Here is a 20,935-nt window from a genome sequence, read left to right as displayed (position 1 = left end):
CAGTGCCGGTCGTCACGTCCCGCCCAGCGCCACCGTCGTGGTGACCCGGGTGAGGGCGGGACGTCGAGGGGCCGAGGCGAAGCCGAAGCGCACCGGCGGCGTGACGGGGGCCATCGTGCCGAGGTCGGTCCCGTCCAAGCTCGCCGAGGCCGCGCGCAGATGCCGCACGTCCTGGGCCCCGTACCACTCCCTGCGCCCCGCTCCCGCGCTTCCCCGGGTCCGTACTCCGGCGAGCAGGACGCGCGCCGGATGGTCCGTCAGGGCGCTCCACGCCGGGCGGCGGGCCAACGGTGCCGGAACGGCGCGGAGCATCAGGCCCAGCGGGCCACGGCGGCCGACCACGAAGCGCAGGTCCAGCGGCGGGGCGGCCACCGTCCAGAGGTCATCGGTGACGCTCACCTCGACAGGGGCGATACGTACGGCGTCGAAGGTGTAGGTGCTGCTGATGAAGTCGGCCGTCTCGGGTGTGGGAGCGAGCAGCAGCCGCTCTCCGTCGGCGTTCTCCAGCATCACGTCGCTGAACGGCCCGAACGGCGTCCGCTGCCAGTGGCCGAGCACGATCCTGGTGCCGCTCGTCGTGCCCAGGCCCGCGATCCACCCGTCGAACCGGAGCCGGGTCCGGCGCGGGCGTGCCGGTAGGGCGAGCCATTTCCTTGCGGGGATCCGGTTCATGCTGATGCTCCCGTGCGTGGGGGGCCTGGGGCGCCGGGCCGGAGAACCGGCATTCAACGTGGCGTTCAACGTACCGGCCTTTCGGCCGGCGCGGCAGAGAACGAGACCGGTGACCACGGCCCTGCCCCGCCGCTCGGGGGCAGGGCCGTCCGGTGGGGTCAGGCGACGGAGAGGCGGCCGCGGCCCTGCACATACCCGACGCCGCTGCCGTAGCACCGCCGGACGTCGTTCGTCGGCACCGCGACACCGCTGAACGGGTGGCCCTGCATGAGGCCGGAGACGATGGTGCCGGAGAGGAAGGAGTCCAACGGTGTGTATCCGCGCGAGCCGTTGCTCGCGGGGCGCAGTGTGGAGCGGCCGATGATCCGCCCGCTGCGGTACGGGCCGGAGTACCAGGTGATGGTGCCGCTGCCCCTGATCCCGGAGGCGCGGGCACAGCTCGCCCGACCGGTACCGCTCAGGGTCAGTTGGCCGGACCGGATACGGCTCTGACGTCCGTTCGGCGAGGTGCAGTTGTTCAACTGGGCGCTGCCGCGGGCCGAGACGGAGCGGGGAGTGCTGGAGACGGCGGGGGAGAAGGAGATGCGCTCACCCGGACCCGTGGTGAGGGTGCAGGAGAGCGTGTTCTGCGAGCGCATCCCGGATACGCCGGATACGGCGGCGGTGGACACCCGCGACTCGGCCTCGCTCCCGGTGCTGAACGTCAGCAGCGTGAGGAGGGTCGCTGTGGCGACCGTGGCGGAGCGGAAGAGAGAAGTCCTGCGCATGAAGGGGGTTCTCCTTGCTGGTGTTTCGTGCCTGACGGAGCTTCCGTACCGGATCGCGTGGCGACGTCCACGTCGTGCTGTGCTGGACCGTCGTGCGGTCGTCCGGCGCTGTGGCGACGCATGGCAACGTAGCTCGTTCCGTATGAGCAGCGTTATTTCGTCACTCATATGGATCAAGAGGTGTTTGACCATGACGAGTCGGCCTCGCCAGGGTTGTCCTGGTTGAGAGAAAGGACCCGTCATGCGATGGCCTCACGTCCTGCGGTCGCCGTCAGGTTCCGCGAGCGGGGCACCATCGCCTCCTGACCGGGTGCGCTGGGGCGTGCGTCACCCCTGGTGGGTGCTTTCGGGGGCGCTGGCCATCGGCCTGATGCTGGCGCTTGCCGCGGTCGCGGCCCCCGTACGGCTTTCCAACGGCGGCTATATCGCGGAGGGAACCGAGGCAACGCGGACCGAGGCCCAGCTCCACCAGCGCTTCGGCGCCGGCCTCCCCGACCTGGTGCTCCACGTGACGGCGGACGCGCCCGTCGACGACCCGGCCGTCACGCGCGCCGGACGCGATCTCACCCAGGGGGTCGGGCGGCGCCCCGGAGTGGGCGAGGTCCTCTCGTACTGGTCTGTGGGGGACAGCCGGCTCCGCAGCAAGGACGGGCGGGCCGCGCTGGTCACCGTCGATCTGCGCGGGTCCGAGGACGAGGCCGCGCGACTGGCCGCCGCACTGGTCCCCCGGCTGACCTCGAAGTACAGCGGGCACGACGACGGGCACCGAGGGCGCGAGGGAAGCGAGGGAAGCCACGGAGGCGACGGGCCCGGACGTCTTCGGGTGTCCGTGACCGGGCCCGCCTGGGTCATGGCAGAGGCCACTCAGCTCAGCCGCCAGGAGCTGTGGAAGTCCGAACTCATCGGAGTGCCCGCCGCGTTGCTGATCCTGCTCTTCGCGTTCGGGTCGCTGACGGCCGCCCTGCTGCCCGCCGCGGTCGGCGGCCTCGCGGTGGCCGGCACCTTCGCCGTCCTGCGGGTATTGATGAACGTCATGCCGCTGTCGGCGTTCGCGGCCAACATCACCACCGCACTCGGCCTCGGCCTGGCCGTCGACTACGGCCTCTTCGTCGTGACCCGCTACCGCGAGGAACTGGCCGCCGGAGCAACCCCCTTCGAGGCCGTCGAAACGACTATGCGCACGGTCGGTCGTACCGTGCTGTACTCCGCGGCCACGGTCGTCGTCTGTCTCAGCGCACTCCTCCTGTTCCCGCTGGCCTTCCTGCGGTCCCTCGCCCTCGCGGGCATCAGCGTGGTGGTCCTCGCCGCTGCCACCACCCATCTCGTACTGCCCGCCCTGCTGGTCGTCATCGGGACCCGTATCGACCGGGGTGATCTTTTCGCTCCCCTGCGCAGGATCACCGCGCGGCGGTCACCCCTGTGGCTGCGGGTGGCTCGCCAGGCCACCACCCGGCCGGTGCTGGTGGGCGGCAGCGCCGCGCTCGTCCTGCTCACGCTCGCTGTTCCCTTCGCGCACGTACGTTTCGGTGTCGCCGACCAGCGTGTCCTGCCCGCGAGGGCCGAGTCCCACGCCACCGCCACCCGGATCGAGGAAGAGTTCGCCCTGCCCTGGACGCGGACCCTGAGCGTGATGCTGCCCGACGCGGACGTGATCGACCAGGGAGAGGAACTGGACCGCTACGCGCGCGCGGTCTCCGCCCTGCCAGGTGTGGACGCCACCGCCACGGCCCTGGGCACGTACAAGGACGGCCGGCTCGACTCCGGTCCCTCGGCCGACTCGCTCATGTACATCACCCAGGGCGCCACCTGGCTCGCCGTAGCCGCCGACGGACCCCCGAACCAGGACGAGAGCCTGGTACGGGAGCTGCGCGCCCTGCCGTCCCCCGGCCGCCACTACGTCTCGGGCCGCCCCGCGCGCGTACTCGACACCAAGGAGGCCGTCCTGCGGACCCTGCCGTGGGCCGCGGGCATCGTCGTCGGCAGCACCCTGCTGCTGCTGTTCCTGTTCACCGGCTCCGTACTGATCCCCGTCAAGGCCGTCGTCATGGGCGCGTTGAGCCTGAGCGCCAGCTTCGGCGCCATGGTGTACGTGTTCCAGGACGGGCATTTGCGGCATCTGCTGGGCGACTTCACGGTGACCGGCGAGCTGGAGACCTCCATGCCGGTCCTGGTGTTCGGCGCCGCCTTCGCGCTCTCGGTCGACTACGAACTCTTCCTCATCTCGCGCATCCAGGAGGAGTACCGGGCCACCGGTGACCACCACGCGGCGGTGTACGGCGGTCTCGCCCGCACCGGACGCATGATCACCATCGCGGCCGTCATCTTCGCGGCGGCGCTGTTCCCCCTGGTGACCTCGGACATCACCCTCCTCAAGCTCATTGGCTGCGGTCTCGCGCTGGCCGTTCTGCTCGATGCCACGGTGGTACGGGGTGTGCTCGTCCCGGCGTTCATGAGGCTGACCGGGCACGCCAACTGGTGGGCACCGCGTCCGCTCGCCGCCGTCCACCGTCGCCTGGGGCTGGACCGTTGGTGCGGGGAGTCACTGACCCGCACGGGAGCGAGTGTGCCGGGCGCCCGGGCCGGAAAGGCTTCCAACCCCGTCGGCTGATTCCGCCCCTCGGCCCGGGAGACCGAGGGGCGGAAGGACTACGGCCGCTCCCGGGGACCGTCGCACTGTCCCCGGGAGCGGCCGACGCGCGCTTATCCCTGGGAGGAAGCCGCCACCTCGTCGTCCGCGACCGGGCCGGCGGCCGGAACCGTGCCGCTCTCGGCCGGCCCCTCGCTCGCGGCCGGTGTCTGCGGACTGCTCGACAGGCCGAGGCGCAGCAGCACCAGGTGGGAGATGTCGGTGATGGTTCCTCCGCTGCGCAGCAGCTCCAGCGGCGGGATCTCGATGTCGAACCGGGTGCGCAGGGACACCAGCATCTCGGCGAGCATCAGCGAGTCCAGCCCGTACTCGTCGAGTCGGCGGTCGTGGTCGAGGTCCTGCTCGTTCATGTGCAGCACACCGGCCAGCAGATGCGCGAGCGTCCCGGCGACGGCGCGTACGGCGTCCGCCGACGACATGGCCGCCAGTGCCGCCACGATCTCCTCACGCGTGTGGTCGGCCTCGTCCATGCGCTCGGGAAGCAGCGTCGAGCAGCGCGGCGCGGCCAGGGCCGGCAGGAGGCTGCGCAGCCGGGCCCAGTTGTAGCGCCCCACGCCCGCCACCTCGGCACGTCGTACGGCCGGCAGTTCCAGGGCGGTGAAGGCCTCGCGCAGCGCCACGGGCTCCATGCCCACCGAGGCGAGCGTCGCGGTGAGGTCGTTGCGGGCGACGTACCCGGTCTCCCCGATGGCGCCCCAGGCGATGGCCTGTCCGGCGGTGCCTGACCGCCGCCGACGCCGGGCCAGTGCCTCCAGCCAGAGGTTGGCCGCCACGTAGTTGGCCTGGCGGATGTTGCCCAGGAAGGTGGTGCCGGAGGAGTACAGCAGGAACAGGTCCAGTTCCCGGTCGCCCAGCAGACGGTCGAGGACCATCGCACCGGCGATCTTCGGGGCCAGCGCGGCGGCGAACCGTTCGTCGGAGAGTTCGACCAGCAGGTCGTCCTCCAACCGCATCGCACAGTGGACGACGCCGCGGAGCGGGTGCCCGCCCGCGTCGATCCGGGCGAGGACCTCGCGCATCGCGGCCGCGTCGGTGACGTCGGCCGCGTACGCGGTGGCCTGTACGCCGCGTTCGGTGAGACCGGCCAGCACCTTCTCGGCCTCGGGTGACGCGTCGCCGCGCCGGCCCACCAGTGCCAGGTGCCGGGCGCCCCGGTCCGCCAGCCATCCGGCGGTCGCGGCGCCGAATCCGCCCAGGCCTCCGGTCACCACATAAGTGGCCTGCGGATCGAGGGCGGGCGCCTGCGTCCGCCGCTCGACACGTACCGGCTCGTCCAGCGGGTCCAGGGCGACGACGACCTTGCCGACGTGCCGGGAATGCTGCATGAGCTGGAACGCCTCGGCCACCCGTGCCGCGGGGTACACACTGTGCGGCAGTGGACGGTACGAACCGTTGTGGACGCGTTCGATGACGTCCGCGAAGAGGGCCGCTCCTCGGTCGGGGTCGAAGGCCAGGGTGGTGAGATCCACGCCGAAGAAGCTGATGTTGTTCCGGAAGGGCCGTAGCAGCAGGGGCTTGTTCTCGTAGATGTCGCGCTTGCCGAGCTCGATGAACCTGCCGCCGGGCCGCAGCAGTTCCAGGCTGCGGGTGATCGCTTCCCCGGCGAGCGAGTTGACCACCACGTCGACGCCGCGTCCCTCGGTGACCTCCATGACCTGGACGGCGAAGTCGAGGTTGCGGGAGTCCAGGACGTGATCGACCCCGAGGGTGTGCAGCAGTTCCCGCTTGGCGGGCGTGCCCGCGGTGGCGATCACGCGGGCACCGCACAGACGGGCGTACTGGAGCACGCCGAGGCCGATGCCGCCCGCGCCGCCGTGGACCAGGACCGTCTCCCCGGGCCTGAGACGCGCGAGGTGGTCGAGGCTGTAGTGCACGGTGGAGAAGACGACGGGCAGGGTGGCGGCCTCGGCGAAGCCCATGGTGTCGGGGATGTGGCCGAGGGCCTGGGCGGCGGTCAGCGTGTGGGAGGCCAGGGACGCCGGTGCCAGGCCGTACACCCGGTCGCCCGGCCGGAAACCGGTCACGTCGGGGCCGACGGCGGTGACGACCCCGGCGCATTCCAGGCCGAGGCCCACCTCGGTATACGTTCCCTCGATCGCCTCGGCCGGCAGGAGGCCCACCGCCTGCATCATGTCGCGGTAGTTCAGGGCGGCGGCCCGTACGGCGATGGAGACCTGTCCGGGTCCCGGGGTGAGAGGGGTGTTCTCGACCCATGCCAGCTGGTAGGACAGGCCGGGGGAGCGCACCTCCAGCGTGAAGGGCTCCTGGGCCGCGGCCGTCACCTCGGCGTGGTCGGCGGGCAGTGCCCGCTCCCGGGGTACGAAGCGTCCGCCGCCCGCGGTGATCACCACCTCGGGTTCGGTGTCGTCCGTCAGCAGTTCGCGGGCCACCCGGTAGGCGTCGGTGGCGGTCGTGCCCGAACGGTCCAGGGAGACGGTACGGACCGACAGCCGGGGCTCCTCGTTGGCGAGGGTCCGGGCGATGCCCCACACCGCCGCGTCATGGGTCGTCTCGGCCCGCTCCGGCGGAGGCAGGGCGCCGCTGGGCCGGGTCACCACGGTCAGCGAGGTCGGTGCGCCGCCGGTGAAGGCCGCGCCCGCCCGGGCGATGGACCGCAGGAGCGCCGCGCGTCGCGTGGTGAGGGCCACGGCCTCGGCCGGATCGTCCCCGGACACGTCAGTGAGGAGGACGCAGACCTGGGTGCCTTCCTCTCCGAGGAGGTGTGCCCAGTCGGCCGCATCGTCGTCCGCCAGCCGCACCGAGGCCGGGGTGCCGTCCGCGTCCGGTGGCAGCTGGTCGGCGACGGCGGTGGCGAGGGGGAGTTCCCCGGCCGTCTCGGCGGCGACGATCCTGCGGCGTGGCGTCGCCGGCGTCGGCAAAGCGGGCGTCCGGCGGGCGCCCCGGGGGACCGCTGCCAGCAGCACGGAGAAGTCGTCGCGGCAGACGGCCGCGTCGTCACCGGTGCGTACGACGTCGGTGAAACCGCACCTGGTGAGCAGTTCCGGCCACTGGTCTCCGGCCAGCAGGGGTGAGCTGGGGCGCAGCGCGTGGTCGGTACGGGTCCAGAACGACTCCAGGGTGCCGAAGAAAGGGGCCAGCACGTGCGGGTCGTGGCTCTCGATGGCGAGCAGCAGACCGCCGGGCGTGAGCAGGGTGGCGACGCGTCGCACCGCGGCTTCGAGATCGGTGGCGGTGTGCAGCGCGTTGGCGGCGATCACGAGGTCGAAGCCCGCCTCGGGCAGTCCCTGCCCCGCTGGGTCCTCGTTCAGGTCGAAGGTGCGGTAGGTGAGGAAGTCATAGGCGGCGAAGCGCCGTTGGGCGCGGGCGAGGAACGCGGGGGAGACGTCGCTGTAGACGTAGTGGGTGCGCTCGGCGGGCAGGAGGGGAAGCAGGGCCGCCGCCGTGCCGCCGGTGCCCGCCCCTACCTCCAGCACCCGCAGGGGCCGGTCCTGCGGCCAGGTCCGTACCGTCTCGCGAAGGAGTGCCTGTGCGAGCCGGTTGTGGAAGCGGGAGGTGAGGGCGGTGTCGTAGAGCTGCTCGACGTCCGTGAGACTGCCGTCGGCCGCGGTGAGCTCCGCGCGGGCGTCGTCCTCGCGGCCCAGGACGTCGCGGGTGCGGCTGATGGCGAGCCGGTTCTCCGTGGAGTACCGGGGCAGGTCCAGAACCAGGGCGCGCAGGAGTTCCTTGTCATCGAACGTCGAGCGGGTCAGTCGCAGACGGCCGCCGTCCGCCTCCCGCGCCAGGCCGTGGCAAATCAGTTCGGGGATGACCGCCTCGACGAACGGCACGCACCGGGGGTCCATTCCCGCGGCGACGAGGTCGTCGACGCCGAAGGGCACGCCGCGGTCGGGCAGGAGAGCGGCGAAGGCGGCGGCGTACCGGTGTGCGGCAGCGTTCTTGAGGAGGGATTCGAAACGCTCGTATGCGGCGTCGTGCCAGTCGGCGCGGCAGGCGGCGATGCGGTCGGCGGCCCCCGAGGCGATCCCCTGGGGCGTGACCGGCGGCCCGTCGCCCGACCATGGCAGCGCGTCCGGCGCGGCCCGCATCGTGGTGTGATACACCGTCAGGGCGGTGCGAGGGGCACCGGTCAGGCGACGGAGGCGGCAGCGCAGCAGCTCGACCGCGACGCGTCCGTCCTCGTCGGTCACGACGATGTCCCAGCACTCCTCGGCCGCCAGGGAGGACCGCCGCCGTACGTGGATCCACCCCGAGGAGGCGGGGGTGCGCCACACCCGGGCGGACCCGATCGCGGCGGGCAGGTAGACCGTGCCCTCCTCCACGGCCGAGCCGATCAGCGGGGCGCCCGCCTGGAGGGCGCCGTCCAGCAGGGCCGGGTGCGCCTGGTACTCCTCACCGGGAGCCTCGTGCCGGTAGGCCGCCACCACCTCCCCGTCCCCCACGCGCAGTTCGCGCAGCACCTGGAAGGCGGGCCCGTACTGCAGACCGGCGCGTCCGACCGCGTCGTAGTGGTCCTTGCCGTCCACCACGCGGTGGCAGCGCGTCCGGACGGCGGCGAGATCCACATCGGCGGGCGCGTGGCCGAGCAGGGCCCGCACCCTGGCCCGTACGTGCGCACGCGGCAGGGCGGCGGTCCGTGACTCGGTGCTGGTGATGCTCACCAGCCCGTCGTCCGGTGTGACGGACAACTGGACCCGCACACTGCCGGCGTCCGCCCACGGAACGACCAGTGGGCGCGCGATCTCCAGGCAGTCGACCTCCGCCGGGCCGTCGAGGATGAGGCGCCCGGCCGTCATCGCCATCTCCACGTACGCCGTCGCCGGCACCACCACCGAACCCGCCAGCCGGTGGTCGGCCAGCCACGGCGTCAGCGCGGGCTCGACAGCCCCTTCCCAGGTCGGCACGGGCGAGGGCAGCCGCTCACCGAGCAGGGGATGGTCCAGGCGCCCGGAGCCGCTGGTGCGCAACCACGTCTGCGGGGTCCCGTTCCAGTGGCGCTCGCGCTGCCACGGGTACGCGGGAAGGTCCACCACCCGTCCCCGGCGCGGGAAGTGCACGCCCCAGTCGAGGTCGGCACCCTGCGCCATGAGGGTGGTCACCGCCTGGTGCACCGCCTCCGGACCGCCGGCGCCGCGCCGCAGGGTCGGCGTCACCGCGACCGTCTCCCGGGTGTGGGAGCGGGCGACGCGGTGCAGGTAGGAGCGCAGGACGGGGTGCGGGCCGATCTCCACGAAGATGTCGGTGCCGTCCTCCAGGGCCTTCTCGGCCGCCGCGGCGAAGAGCACGGGTTCGCGTACGTTGCGCCACCAGTAGCCGCTGTCCAGTCGGTCGCCCTCGATACGGTCGCCGGTCACGGAGGAGAACATCGTCACCGTGGACGCCCCGGGCCGCAGCCCGGCCAACTCCCGGCGCAGGGGCTCGTCGATGGGATCCATCGCCGCGCTGTGGAAGGCGTAGTCCAGATCCAGCTCCGTGCAGGCGACCCCCTTCTGCCCCAACTCGGCCAGCAGCGCCCGGAGAACTGCTGCCGGGCCCGCCACGGTCACGTCCCGCGCGCTGTTGACCGCCGCCACTTCCAGTCCGGGCCAGGCGGCCAGTTCCTTGACCGCCTCGTCCACGGGCAGCGCCACGGCCGCCATCCGGCCCGTCCCCGCGGTAGCCGCCTGGGTGCGGCTCCGGCCGACGATCACCCGTGCGGCCTGCTCCAGGTCCAGCGCGCCCGCGACATGGGCGGCGGCGACCTCGCCCACGCTGTGGCCGAGCACGCTGTGAGGCGTGATGCCCTGCGCCTCCAGCATCCGTACCAGACCGACCTGCACGGCGAACAGGAGCGGCTGGGCCACCTCGGTCAGCGCGAGCCGCGACCGCTCACCCGGCGCCGCCAGCTCCTCGACCAGTGACCAGCCCAGCAGGGGAGCCACGACGGCGTCCACCCGCGTGACGGCGGCGCGGAAGACGGGATCGTGCTCCAGCAGGTCGGCCGCCATGCCCGGCCACTGCGAACCATTGCCGGCGAAGACGAACGTGATCCGCCCCCGGGACACGGCCTGGAAGGTGGCGGGGGCGGAGCGGACCTCGTCCCCATCCCGGGGCGCGGGGACGAACGGTGACTGCTCCGTCCCCTCGCTGCCCGGCACGTCCTGTGTGGCCGCGCCACTTGAGCCGGACTTCTCCGCCCCGGGCGCCTCGGCGGGTGCCTGCGCGCCCGCGACCGCCCGAAGCCGCTGCGCGGCGACCTGCGGCCCGGCCAGCACGACCGCGCGGTGCGGATGCGTTCCCCGCCGCAGACAGGAGGTGTGGGCGATGTCGTAGAACTCCTGCGCGGTGGCCCCGGAAAGCCGGTCCGCCATCCGCGCGGCTGCCTCGGCCAGCGCCTTCGGGGTACGCGCCGAGACCAGTACCGGAAGTGCCCGCTCGTGATCCGTGGTCCCGTGGCTGCCGGGTTCCTGGCGTGGGGCGGGCGGCGCGGTGGGCGCGGAGGTGAGGACGACGTGGGCGTTGGAGCCGCCGAAGCCGAAGGAGTTGACGCCCACGACAGGACGGCCGCCCGTGTCCAGGGACACCGTGCTGTCGGCGGTCGCCAGGTTCAGTTCCGCGAAGTCGATGTCCGGGTTGGGCGGGGAGGCGTGCAAGGACGGCGGGATCACGCGGTGCCGGAGTACGAGCAGGGCCTTGAGCAGACCGGCGATGCCGGAAGCCGGCTCCAGATGCCCGATGTTGGTCTTGACGGAACCGATCGGCAGGACCCCGGCGGTGCGGCGGCGGCCCAGCGCCCGGCCGATGGCCCGGCACTCCAGCGGGTCACCGACCAGGGTTCCCGTGCCGTGTGCTTCGAGGTAGACCAGTTCGTCCGGGGAAACGTCGGCTTGCTCGTACACCGAGCGCAGCAAGTCCTCCTGTGCCTCGGCGCTCGGCAGTGCCAGGCCCATGGTCCTGCCGTCGCTGTTGGAGGCGCTGGCGAGGATGACCCCGTGGATCCGGTCACCGTCCGCGACGGCGTCCGCCAGTTTCTTCAGGACGACCAGGCCGCCTCCCTCGGCGCGTACGAACCCGTCGGCCGCCGCCGAGAAGGAGGCGCACCTGCCGCTCGGCGACAACATGGCCGCCTGGGAGAACCCCACGTAGTGATACGGGCTGAGCAGGACGTTCACTCCCGCGGAGAGCACCACGCGGCTGCTGCCGTCGAGCAGGGTGCGGCAGGCGCGGTCCAGCGCCACCAGCGACGAGGAACAGGCGGTGTCCACCGCCATGCTCGGTCCGCGCAGGTCGAAGAAGTGGGACAGGCGATTGGCGGCGATCGAGGAAGCGGCGCCCGACATGGTGTAGGCGTTGACCTCCTGCGGCAGCATCATCTGCAGGCCGCCGTAGGAGGTGTCCGACACCCCGACGTACACGGCCGCGTCGGTGCCCGACAGGCGCTCAGGTCGGATTCCGGCGTCGTCCAGCGCCTCGACGGCCAGTTCCAGCAGCAACCGGTGCTGCGGGTCCATCCGGGACGCCTCCTTCGGCGAGATGCCGAAATAAGCGGCGTCGAAACCGGTGACGTCGTCGAGGAAACCGCCCGCGGCGGTGTAGCTCTTGCCGGGGCGCGGCATCGAGGTGTCGACGAACCGGGCTGCCTCGAACCGGTCGTCGGGCACCTCACCGACCAGGTCGCGTCCCTGCCGAAGCGCGTCCCAGAACTGGTCCAAGTCACCGATACCGCCGGGAAGTCGGCACGCCGCCCCGACTACCGCGATGGCCCGGTCCGTTGACTTCGCCTCGTCCCACATGCACAGCCAGCTTTCTTCGGAATTGGAGATGGATGGACCGTCGACAGACAAGTAAGGGACGCCATCTAACGGGCTGTAACCGGACCAGGACAAACCGTCACTAGGCCGTAGGGGTTATCGGTTCGGCTCGCGGCGACCGGGCGAGACAGAGCGCCGGGGCGAGGAATCGTTTCGTCGGTGCAGGTGTATCGAATGGCGGGATGGGGGGGCCGGGGACGGGTTGTTGGGCGCCCGCCTCCCATGGGGACGCCATCGCCCGTTGCCGAGGGCCGGGCCGTCCGAACCCGCCCGTACGTGTACCCCTACGCTGGTCCCTGCCAGGCGGCGGATCTTGGGCAGTGCGACATCGAAGGAGCGTGACGGGTGACGGGGGCGAGCGGCGCGGAGCTGGTCGGGGTGGTCCTGGGCGGGCGATACCGCGTGACCGAGATGATCGGACGCGGTGGCATGGGTGTGGTCGCCCGGGCAGTGGACCAGCTGCTGAACCGCGAGGTCGCCGTCAAGGTCGTACGGGCCTACACCGACGCGTCCCCGGAGGAGCTGGCCGATCTGCGGGTCCGGATGCAGCGGGAGGCGCAGGCCGCCGCCCGTATCCGGCACAGCGGAGTGGTCACCGTGCACGACGTGGTCGAGGAGCAGGGGCTGCCGGTCATCGTCATGGAGCTGGTCGACGGGCCGTCCCTGGACGACGTGCTCGCGGAGCGCGGCACACTGGACCCGCGCGAAGCGGCCGCGATCGGCGCCAAGCTGATGGACGCGCTCGACGCGGCGCACCGGGCCGGGGTCCTGCACCGGGACGTCAAGCCCGGCAACGTCCTGCTCGAACGCGGCGGCCGGGTCGTGCTCACCGACTTCGGCATCGCCAGCATGGATACCCCCGGCGACGAAGCCCTGGCCAAGCTGACCCAGAGCGGCCAGATCGTCGGCTCCCTCGACTACCTGCCGCCCGAGCGCGCCCAGGGCCGCGAACCGGGCGCCGCGTCGGACATCTGGGCGCTCGGCATGACGCTGTACGCCGCGGTGGAGGGCTCGTCGGCCTTCCGCCGTACGTCGGTGTTGTCCACGTTGGCGGCGATCGTCGGCGAACCGCTGCCCGAGCCCCGGCGGGCCGGGCCCCTGACCCCGGTGCTGCGGGCACTGATGGCGAAGGATCCGCTGCACCGGCCCGACGCCGGGCAGGCACGCGAGATGCTGGAGGCGGTCGCCGAGGGCGGGACGGTGAATCCGGGACCGGGGCCGGGGCAGGCCGTGCGGCCCGAGGCCGCACCGGGATTCGGTCCGGCCGCCGCGCCGTTCTTCCAGCCGGCCCCGCCTCCCGCCCCGCAGCCCGTCGCCGCCTACCCGCCGGCCGACGCCTACGGCGCCTCTCCGCAGCAGGGTGGCGTGCGGCCAGGCATGACACCGGGTCCGCACATAGGGCACGCCGGACACGGCAGCCACTCCGAGGCCGGTACGGCGGTGGTCCGCGCGCGGCGCCGCCGCACCCGTACCGTCGCCGCGGTGGCGGCCGCCGGCGTCCTGGTCTGCGGCGGAGCCGCCTACGCACTGGTGGACATGCGGGCCGGATCCGGGGGCAGCGAGGCGAACGCGGCGCATTCCCCGGTGAGCACCCCCGCCGAAGGTGGCCTGCCCGGTACGACCGACGGCCCGACCTCCCCGGGAGACCTGACGACCCTCAACCCCGGAGAGAGGCCGTCCAGCACCGCGTCGAAGAAGGGCGGGGACCGAGCGGCGTCTCCCACGCCGAAACCCGGCAAGGACGGCGAGTCGCCCGCGGCCCCGTCCGCGTCACCGAAGGCCAAGCCCAGCCCGACGGTGAAGGAGCCCGTCCCGGTGTCGACGACGTGCACCGGCTGGGCCCACTCGAACCGCAGCGACGGCTACGGGTACGCGTCCCAAACCACCCACCTCTACACCGGACCGTACGCGGTGTGCTCCTATGTGACCGTGGTCAAGTCAGGGGTGAAGGTCTACTACCACTGCTACGTCACCAATGCCCAGGGCAACAAATGGATCTACGCCCGAATCCAGGGCACGTCCACCGAAGGCTGGCTGTTCAGCGGCAAATCCACACTGAAGGCCGGCACGCTGGCGCGCTGCTGAGTGAGCGTGGGACCAGGACACGTCGCGCAGGTGGTCATCCGCCGGCTTCGGGAAGCCGGGTGCTGCGTACCACCTTGTCCTCGCCCGCGCTGGCAAGGAACCGGCAGTCCGGATAGAAGGCCAAGGTGTTCACCGAGCGGGTGTGCCGGAGGCTGAACATCGACTGCCCGGTGTCGGCCCGCCACACGCACACGGCGCCGTCTTCACTGCCGGTCGCGATCAGACGGCTGTCGGAGCTGAAACCCACCGCTCTCAGACCGCTGCTGTGCTCGACGTGGAAGAGCGGTGTCCAGGTCTCCGTCTCTGTTACCCGGGCGAAGTGGTCTTCGCTGCAGGTGGCGATCTTCTGCCCGTCCGGGGAGAAGGCGACCTCGAGGACGAAGTTCCTGTGCGTGATCTGGGCCTTCTGCAAGCCGGTGGCGATGTCCCAGACATAGGCCTTGCCGTCCTCGGACGCCGTGAGCAGCAGACGTCCGTCCGGGCTGAACTTCACGTCCTTGATCGCGCGGGCATGGCGCAGGTGCCGAATCCGGTTCCCCGTGCTGAGATCCCAGACCGAGGCCGTCGCATCCGCACTTCCGGTGGCCAGGTACTTCCCGCTGGTGTCGAAGTCGACGGCGTCGACGAAGTGGTTGTGGGCGAGCTCTGCGACCATGGTTCCGGTCGTCGTCTCCCAGATGCGTGCGAGATTGTCCGTACTGCCGGTCGCCAGTCTCCCGCCGTCGGGGCTGAAGGCGACCGCGTTCACCATCGTGCTCCATCCGCCGAACGGGTGCTCCCACGTTGGCTGACCGGTGATCACGTCCCAGACGCGTACGCGCTTGCGGGCGCCCGTGGCGAGCAGCCGCCCCTGCGGATGGACGGACAGACTGACCACCCACCGCCCGGTGTCGATCTCCGGACGTGGCGTGATGCCGGGGGAGGGGGCGGTCGTCGCGGAGGGGGGCCCGGTCTGTCGAGCAGGCTCTGGACCGACCGGTGCGGGGGCAGGTTCATCGATGATGGCCTTGCCGTGGTCCGCTTCCCGCTGCATCTCGTTGATCTCCTCGACCACGTCCTGCGGGGGAGTGGGCCGCCGCGGTGAGGTGAGGTCGAAGAGCTGGGCGTCGCCACTGCGCTGGTACAGGACGGGCGTGAAGTACTCGAGACTGTCGTCCTTGTCCGCCCGCAGCGCGATGCGGGCCGTGCGCACCGCCTCGTCGACCGGGCGGTTGGCGGCGAGGGCCTGGTAAAAGGCCCGGGAGAAGAGGACGGCGGCTTTGTCGGTCACCGCGAACTGCATGGCCACTACGGCCGGCACGGTGTACTCCAGCTCGGCCGCCGTGCTGGAGAAGAGGTCCTGGGCATGGGACGTCCCCGTTTCGCAGCTGTTGAGCACGACGAGGCGGGGGGCGGGTTCGGCGATGCTGATCAGCGAGCCGAGGGCTTCGGCGTGCAGGGGGTCCTCCCGGCCCTGTTCGTCGGCGAAAACGATCATTCCTTGGCGCCGGGCCTCGTCGAACCTTCCATGCCCCACGAAATGGAAGATGTGGCATCCATGGAACAGCGCGGCGAAGAGATGCTGCTTGGTCTGGCCACGCACCCAGTCCAGTTGCACCATTCCCTCATCGATGAGGGGCTTGAGCGCGGTGCTCAGGCTCTTCCGTTCGGCTTCCGCGTCGAGTGCCCCGAGCGAACCGGGGAGGGACACCATGCCCAGGATGCGCAGGGGCGGTTGTACGCGCAGCGGTGAGACCGGTTCCAGGATGTCGACGTAGCGAATGATGGGGTGATGCAGGCACAGGTAGCCACCGAGCTTTGGGTCGTGCAGGAGTTCCCAGGGGAGGGCGGCGAGTTCCGGGCAGCGGACCCGGAGCACCATGCGCAGTCTTCGGTCATGCTCGCGTGCTTTCTGTCTGCTGGAGAGATAGAGCGCTCTGATGGAACCCTGGAACACCGCGTCGAACAGGATGCCGCCGACTTGTCGAACGGGCACCTCCATCTCGGACCCCACGGCGGACCGTGAGCGCACGGCTGAACCGAGAACCGCCGCCTGGAGAGAGGGCAGGCGCTGCAGCAGCTCGTCCGCGTCGATGTTGGTGACGGTGTGGTCCTCGCCGCACGGCGACGACACCTCGATACGGTAGCCGCCCGGTGCCTCGCTCATCTCGAGCACGAAATCGAAGTCCGCCGCCATGGCGCCCTTCTCTCCGCGGGGTCAGCGCCCCGCTGCGGCGGTCTGCGACGGGGTAGCGGGTGTGGCGCCCTCGTCCCCCACAGGCTGCGAGGTGTCGTTGACCCACTTGATGAATTCGGGGAAGTTCTTCGGGTCGGTAATGGAGGCCGAGACGATGACGTTGTAACGCCGGTCTGTGTACACAGCTACGATGGAGTCCCCAGACGTGTAGCAGGCGTAGTCGCCAATGATGACGGACTGATCATTGGTGTAATAAGTCTGATGGCTTCCCTTTTTGTAGTCGTCCATCGTCTGGCACTGATTTCCCGAGAGGTCTCCCGGCGCAGTGGTTTTGTTCCAGTGCACCTGCATATCGTCGACATTGGAGAAGAGGATGTAGTAGACGTATTCTGGGGTGCTGTTCTGCGTACTGCAGTCCACTTCCGCTGCCCCCTTGGGGGACTCGGCTGCCTCGGTGCAGTTCAGGTCCGCCTTGACGCTGGAGGGGATATGTTCCTTCACGTCTGCCACCGAAGGTGCTTTCTTCGACTCGGTGGTCGACAATCCCCACATTCCGCCTGCCAGCAGCAATACGCCGAGTATGGCAAGCGCAATCCGCGGTGCCCGATGCATCTTGGGGATGGTCATCAGGCGGCGGGAGATTCCGCTGCCGATCAGAGCGAGTGCCAGCAAGGCAACACCGATGACGATAAGAGCGATCTTGACGACGAGTGGCATCGCACAGCTCCTTCGGGGGTGAGGCCGAATTCAGTGCGGTCGAGATCCCTTGCCCTCTGCTCGCTTGGGCTGCCACGCTCCGGAAATATGAGAACCGTCAACCATCTGGCGCTGTCCGGTAGTTCGTGGTAGTTCATAGTTTATGACCATTATGGAGTTCCTGCTAGACGACGGCAGTGCCGTGCTCGTCAGGGTCTCCGAGGGGCAGGCGTCGGGTTCCGTCCTCACTCGGAGTGCGTCGGCTACGGTGATCGAGAAGGCCGAAACGACGTTTGATTCGGTCATGCACGCTGTGCGGGGCGTGGCCCGTAGCGTGGCCGTTCAGATCGAGGACCTTGTGGAGCGGCCGGACGTCCTCGTTGTGGAGTTCGGCGTCGAACTGAGCGCCCAGGCAGGGGCGATCATCAGTGCGGCCGGGGCTTCGGCGCAGTTGAAAGTCAGCCTGACCTGGAACAAATAGCGCAGTGCTGAACGAGTGCCGCGGATACCGACGGTCCGGAGCGCCGGCTGCGCCGGTTGTTTGTGGTCCGTCACCCGGGCGACCGCGCCCGGCGGCGCAACCGCGGAGGTCTGCGTAGCGTGAGGGCATGTCCGGGCACGCCCCCGGACAGTCGGTCGGTGCTGCGGTGCCATCTCGTTCTCGAAACCTCCGGCGAGTTCCCGGGCTGCCGCCTCCTCGGCGGGTTGTCCACACGGATCCCGCGGAGCCACGGCCAAGAGGAGGCTTGGACCCGTCACCGCGGACGCGAACCGAGGGGCTCGGCCCCACAGGCCCCACAGGCCCCACAGTCTGACGCTGACCGCCGCCCGGCACGTCGTATGACGGTCCCGCGTCCATAGGGAGGATCATGTCCCTGGCCCAGCCCGCCCGTACCCCCGACATGGTGAACATCATGATCGTCGGCGACTCGATCAGTCATGGCAGCAGCGGTGACTGGACCTGGCGCTACCGGTTCTGGAAGCACCTGCACGAGCACGACGTGAGCATCGACCTCGTCGGTCCCAAGGGCACCCTCGACAACATCCGCACCGCCGAGGTCGGCGACGACGACGCCACCTACGCCGAACCGGAATTCGACCCCGATCACGACGCCCAGTGGGGCCGCCCGTACCTCTCCGAGAAGGACGAGATCGAGGCCAAGGTCCGTGAGCACCACCCCGACTACGTGCTGGTGCTGCTCGGCATCAACGACTTGTTCTGGTACGGCGTCGAACCCGCGCAATTCGAGGCCAATCTACGGGAGTTCGTCGCCGGAGCACGCCGGGCCGAGCCGCACGTCACGATCGTCCTCGGCACCATCCTGCAGTGCGCCAAAGCAGTCGACGACCGCGACTTCGGCGCCCGGCTCGACGCCTGCAACGACCGGCTGCGCGCGGCGGCCGACGACCTCACCACCCCGACCTCCCCGGTGGTGATCGCCGAAACCGCGGCGGAGTTCGTCGCGGCGGAGCACACCTGGGACGGCACCCACCCCAACCCCAACGGCGAGATCCGTATCGCCGCCGCTTTCGCCGACGCTCTCGCGGACCGCTTCGGTATCGGCGTGCGCTATCCCCGCCCCTACCCGGACGTTCCGCCAGTCGCTTCGCAGGCCAAGGCGCCCATCGACTGAGACCCGGGCTCCACGGGCACCGGACACCGGACACGCCGACGTCTCCACCCGGTGCGGGCCGCCGCCTGTGCTTGTCACGTTCGAGGTCGGCTACCTGATGACCTGACGCCCAAAAATCTATGCTGGCCGGAGTAGACATTGGGCGCTGGTGTGGTTATGGTTTCTCTCGTAACGCAGAGAGACGCAGGGCCCGGCAGAGACGAACTGCCGGGGAGCAGTACCGCAGTACAGGTAGTTGCGGTTGTAGTCGCAGTATGTAGGGCGGTGCGGCGGTGGAGTGTCGAAGCCAGAGTGGTTGCGGGACGGCGACGGGACTGGCTGCCGGACCGGGTGGCCCGCAGTGATGAGGGGCCGCCATCAGCAGTACCGCAGGAAACAGTGGTAGATGCAGTGCGCAGTACACCGCAGTGAAGTGCAGTTCAGTGGTATCTCGGTGAAGGCGTCGGCTGCGGGCGCGCGCACCGGGGAAGTTCGGCAGTGGGGTTCCAAGCCGGAGTAGATGCAGGACGGGCGACGGGGCTGGCTGCCGACGCGCGGCGCTGGTACAGGCCGCTTGCAGGACGCAACACCAGCAGGACCAGCAGTTCGCAGTACAGCAGTAATAGCAGTATCCGCATCACCAGCAGTTCGCAGTACCAGTAGTAGGTAAGTGATTGATCCCAGAGGGAAGAACGGAGGGATTGGACGCCATCAGGATCGCCCGGGCTGGTGTTACGGAGTCCGGGTACCGCAGGACATCGATAGTGAGGTGGTCTCCGGTCAAGCAACCGCGATCCCCGTATCCCCGGCAGCTTCTCGGTCGGGGCGGCGGAAACAGAAGGCCGGCGCGGTATCAGGGCCGGCAGATGGTGTAGCAGTTCCTTCGGGGCCCGGGTGCCGGTACGGCACCCGGGCCCCTCCATGTGTCCCATGTTGCATGAGAGAGGTGCAATGACAGCAGACGTCTCGATCAGTCGTCTCGATGACGACGACTACCCCGCCTACACCATGGGCCGGGCCGCCGAAATACTCGGTACCACCCAGACCTTCCTCCGCGCCATCGGCGAACACCGCCTCATCACACCCCTGCGTTCGGCGGGCGGCCACCGCCGCTACACCCGCCACCAGCTACGCGTCGCCGCCCGCGCCCGCGAACTCGTCGACCAGGGCACCCCCATCGAGGCCGCCTGTCGCATCATCATTCTCGAAGACCAGCTCGAAGAAGCTCAGCGTCTCAGTGAGCGTCTGCGCGCACAGCGCGGCGAGAGGCGGCCGACGCGCACGGCCGTTCCAGTGACCGGAGGGCCACCAGGGGGTTGACGTTGCCGCCCAGGGTGCAGACGGCCGGGCGGCAACGTCGGGAGCGCCGGACCTCAGGGAGGCACACGTCAGCCGCAGTGGCCCGGGCCCCGCGTGGCTGACTCGCTGCCGATGGTGCCGCTGAACGCGATGCAGGTATTGCGACCGTTGATGTACACGGGCCCGGCGTAGGTCGTGAAGTAGCCGCTGTCGGTGGCACCGGTCCAGTCAGCGGTGCGGGTGATGTACGTTTCCATCCACACAGCCGGACCCGAGGTATTGCGTACCGCAACAGCACAGTTCTTGCCAACCGACCCGTTCCAGGTCAGAAAGACCGTGCCCGCGTTACCGATGGGCGCGGACTCGACGACGCTGTAACCTGCCCCGCACGCACCGTTGTACGAGGCGGCTTGCGCGGTCGCGGGGAGCGCCAGCATTCCGGCACCGGCCAGGGCCAGCGTGCCGAAGATGGTTCCCAGTCGTCGCGTGCGACGCGAGACGCCCTTCATCGGCCGCTCCCCGCTTCGGTGGCGGGCGGCCTGGTGGTGGAGAGCGCCAGGCTCCCGCAGTGCCCGTATCCGGAGTTCCCGGCCCACGTTCCGACCTGACCGTTGAACTGGACGCAGGTGCCGGGCGCGTGCAGGTAGACCGGACCCGCGTACTGGGTGAAGTCCCCGTCGTCCCACACACCGACGCCGTCGCTCTGCCGGAAGAGGCCCACGTACATGAACTGACGGGTGCCGCTCCCGGACTTGGGAACCGTGTAGGCGCAGTTCATTCCCGTCGCGCTGTTGTAGTAGAGGTAGGTGTAGCCGGTGTAGAACTCCAAGGTGTCGATCTTGGTGCCGGCGCAGACGGCGGCGGCGTGTGCGGCGCCCGCGCCACCCATGATCAGTCCGCCGGTGCACAGGGCCAGGGTGGCGGCGGCCGCCGCCACCCTCTCCGCAGATCTTTGGAACAGGAAGTGCACGTTGATCTCCTTCGATGGAGATGGGCATACCTGAACCAGCTCAGGATCTGCTGTTGGAGAGGAATAAACAGCGCGAAAACGCGTCAAACGGCGCGAGAAGAACCAACGGACGGGCGCGCCCTGTCCGCGGTTGCTGACCGTGGACAGGGCGCGCCCGCCTCGTTGATGACCTTTGACGCGGCCCCGATGGCTGGTCTGTGCCGCGCTCCGGCCACAGAGCACCAAGGGTCGGTGAGGCCGCTCTGCGGCGGTGCGTGGTGCG

The 20,935-nt window shown here is 70.2% G+C and carries 12 protein-coding genes; 5 read left to right on the top strand and 7 right to left on the bottom strand.

Annotated features, from left to right (window positions below; genetic code table 11):
- Nucleotides 1-12 precede the first annotated feature (12 nt).
- Together ABZ404_RS08740 and ABZ404_RS08735 are read right to left on the bottom strand one after the other, a co-directional pair.
- Entirely contained in the window at nucleotides 13-672 is a 660-nt protein-coding gene (locus ABZ404_RS08740) for a hypothetical protein (protein ID WP_358832243.1), read from the bottom strand.
- Between the two features lie 158 nt (nucleotides 673-830).
- Entirely contained in the window at nucleotides 831-1,439 is a 609-nt protein-coding gene (locus ABZ404_RS08735; protein WP_358832242.1) for a hypothetical protein, read from the bottom strand.
- Nucleotides 1,440-1,761: 322 nt separating this feature from the next.
- Here ABZ404_RS08735 and ABZ404_RS08730 point away from each other — a divergent pair, with 322 nt between their 5' ends.
- Nucleotides 1,762-4,047: an MMPL family transporter gene (locus ABZ404_RS08730; protein ID WP_358832241.1), complete on the top strand. Its 2,286-nt coding sequence runs from the start codon at nucleotides 1,762-1,764 to the stop codon at nucleotides 4,045-4,047.
- A 92-nt stretch (nucleotides 4,048-4,139) separates the two neighbouring features.
- Here ABZ404_RS08730 and ABZ404_RS08725 read toward each other — a convergent pair whose 3' ends face one another.
- Nucleotides 4,140-11,816, bottom strand: coding sequence for an SDR family NAD(P)-dependent oxidoreductase (locus ABZ404_RS08725; RefSeq protein ID WP_358831834.1), 7,677 nt, complete (start codon nucleotides 11,814-11,816; stop codon nucleotides 4,140-4,142).
- Nucleotides 11,817-12,179: 363 nt separating this feature from the next.
- On the opposite strand from ABZ404_RS08725, the gene ABZ404_RS08720 reads away from it, so the two are divergent.
- On the top strand, nucleotides 12,180-13,919 hold the full coding sequence (locus ABZ404_RS08720; protein ID WP_358831835.1) for a protein kinase: 1,740 nt from the start codon (nucleotides 12,180-12,182) through the stop codon (nucleotides 13,917-13,919).
- Between the two features lie 34 nt (nucleotides 13,920-13,953).
- Here the strand turns inward: ABZ404_RS08720 and ABZ404_RS08715 are convergent, their stop codons facing one another.
- Together ABZ404_RS08715 and ABZ404_RS08710 are read right to left on the bottom strand one after the other, a co-directional pair.
- Entirely contained in the window at nucleotides 13,954-16,095 is a 2,142-nt protein-coding gene (locus ABZ404_RS08715) for a CHAT domain-containing protein (protein WP_358831836.1), read from the bottom strand.
- A gap of 21 nt (nucleotides 16,096-16,116) precedes the next feature.
- Entirely contained in the window at nucleotides 16,117-16,812 is a 696-nt protein-coding gene (locus tag ABZ404_RS08710; RefSeq protein ID WP_358831837.1) for a hypothetical protein, read from the bottom strand.
- 142 nt (nucleotides 16,813-16,954) lie between these two features.
- On the opposite strand from ABZ404_RS08710, the gene ABZ404_RS08705 reads away from it, so the two are divergent.
- The 3 genes from ABZ404_RS08705 (at nucleotide 16,955) to ABZ404_RS08695 (ending at nucleotide 19,724) form a co-directional block, all read left to right on the top strand.
- The gene (locus tag ABZ404_RS08705; RefSeq protein WP_358831838.1) at nucleotides 16,955-17,272 is read left to right on the top strand and encodes a CU044_2847 family protein; all 318 of its coding nucleotides are present in this window, start codon (nucleotides 16,955-16,957) and stop codon (nucleotides 17,270-17,272) included.
- 388 nt (nucleotides 17,273-17,660) lie between these two features.
- Entirely contained in the window at nucleotides 17,661-18,425 is a 765-nt protein-coding gene (locus tag ABZ404_RS08700; protein ID WP_358831839.1) for a GDSL-type esterase/lipase family protein, read from the top strand.
- 930 nt (nucleotides 18,426-19,355) lie between these two features.
- Nucleotides 19,356-19,724 (top strand): MerR family transcriptional regulator, encoded by a 369-nt coding sequence (locus ABZ404_RS08695; RefSeq protein WP_358831840.1) that lies wholly within the window; start codon nucleotides 19,356-19,358, stop codon nucleotides 19,722-19,724.
- Between the two features lie 68 nt (nucleotides 19,725-19,792).
- Here ABZ404_RS08695 and ABZ404_RS08690 read toward each other — a convergent pair whose 3' ends face one another.
- Together ABZ404_RS08690 and ABZ404_RS08685 are read right to left on the bottom strand one after the other, a co-directional pair.
- Nucleotides 19,793-20,212: a spore-associated protein A gene (locus tag ABZ404_RS08690; protein WP_358831841.1), complete on the bottom strand. Its 420-nt coding sequence runs from the start codon at nucleotides 20,210-20,212 to the stop codon at nucleotides 19,793-19,795.
- Nucleotides 20,209-20,673, bottom strand: coding sequence for a hypothetical protein (locus tag ABZ404_RS08685; protein WP_358831842.1), 465 nt, complete (start codon nucleotides 20,671-20,673; stop codon nucleotides 20,209-20,211). The genes ABZ404_RS08690 and ABZ404_RS08685 overlap by 4 nt, the downstream gene beginning before the upstream one ends.
- Nucleotides 20,674-20,935 lie beyond the last annotated feature (262 nt).

The organism is Streptomyces sp. NPDC005878 (assembly GCF_040629815.1).
GTDB lineage: Bacteria > Actinomycetota > Actinomycetes > Streptomycetales > Streptomycetaceae > Streptomyces.
Note: the sequence above shows the minus strand (reverse complement) of the source record. Positions and strands in the feature narration are given on the sequence as shown.

Excerpts from the sequence above, each read along its gene's own strand:
- ABZ404_RS08740 (WP_358832243.1), bottom strand. The coding sequence starts at position 672 with ATGAACCGGATCCCCGCAAGGAAATGGCTCGCCCTACCGGCACGCCCG.
- ABZ404_RS08735 (WP_358832242.1), bottom strand. The coding sequence starts at position 1,439 with ATGCGCAGGACTTCTCTCTTCCGCTCCGCCACGGTCGCCACAGCGACC.
- ABZ404_RS08725 (WP_358831834.1), bottom strand. The coding sequence starts at position 11,816 with ATGTGGGACGAGGCGAAGTCAACGGACCGGGCCATCGCGGTAGTCGGG.
- ABZ404_RS08715 (WP_358831836.1), bottom strand. The coding sequence starts at position 16,095 with ATGGCGGCGGACTTCGATTTCGTGCTCGAGATGAGCGAGGCACCGGGC.
- ABZ404_RS08710 (WP_358831837.1), bottom strand. The coding sequence starts at position 16,812 with ATGCCACTCGTCGTCAAGATCGCTCTTATCGTCATCGGTGTTGCCTTG.
- ABZ404_RS08705 (WP_358831838.1), top strand. The coding sequence starts at position 16,955 with ATGACCATTATGGAGTTCCTGCTAGACGACGGCAGTGCCGTGCTCGTC.
- ABZ404_RS08700 (WP_358831839.1), top strand. The coding sequence starts at position 17,661 with ATGTCCCTGGCCCAGCCCGCCCGTACCCCCGACATGGTGAACATCATG.
- ABZ404_RS08695 (WP_358831840.1), top strand. The coding sequence starts at position 19,356 with ATGACAGCAGACGTCTCGATCAGTCGTCTCGATGACGACGACTACCCC.
- ABZ404_RS08690 (WP_358831841.1), bottom strand. The coding sequence starts at position 20,212 with ATGAAGGGCGTCTCGCGTCGCACGCGACGACTGGGAACCATCTTCGGC.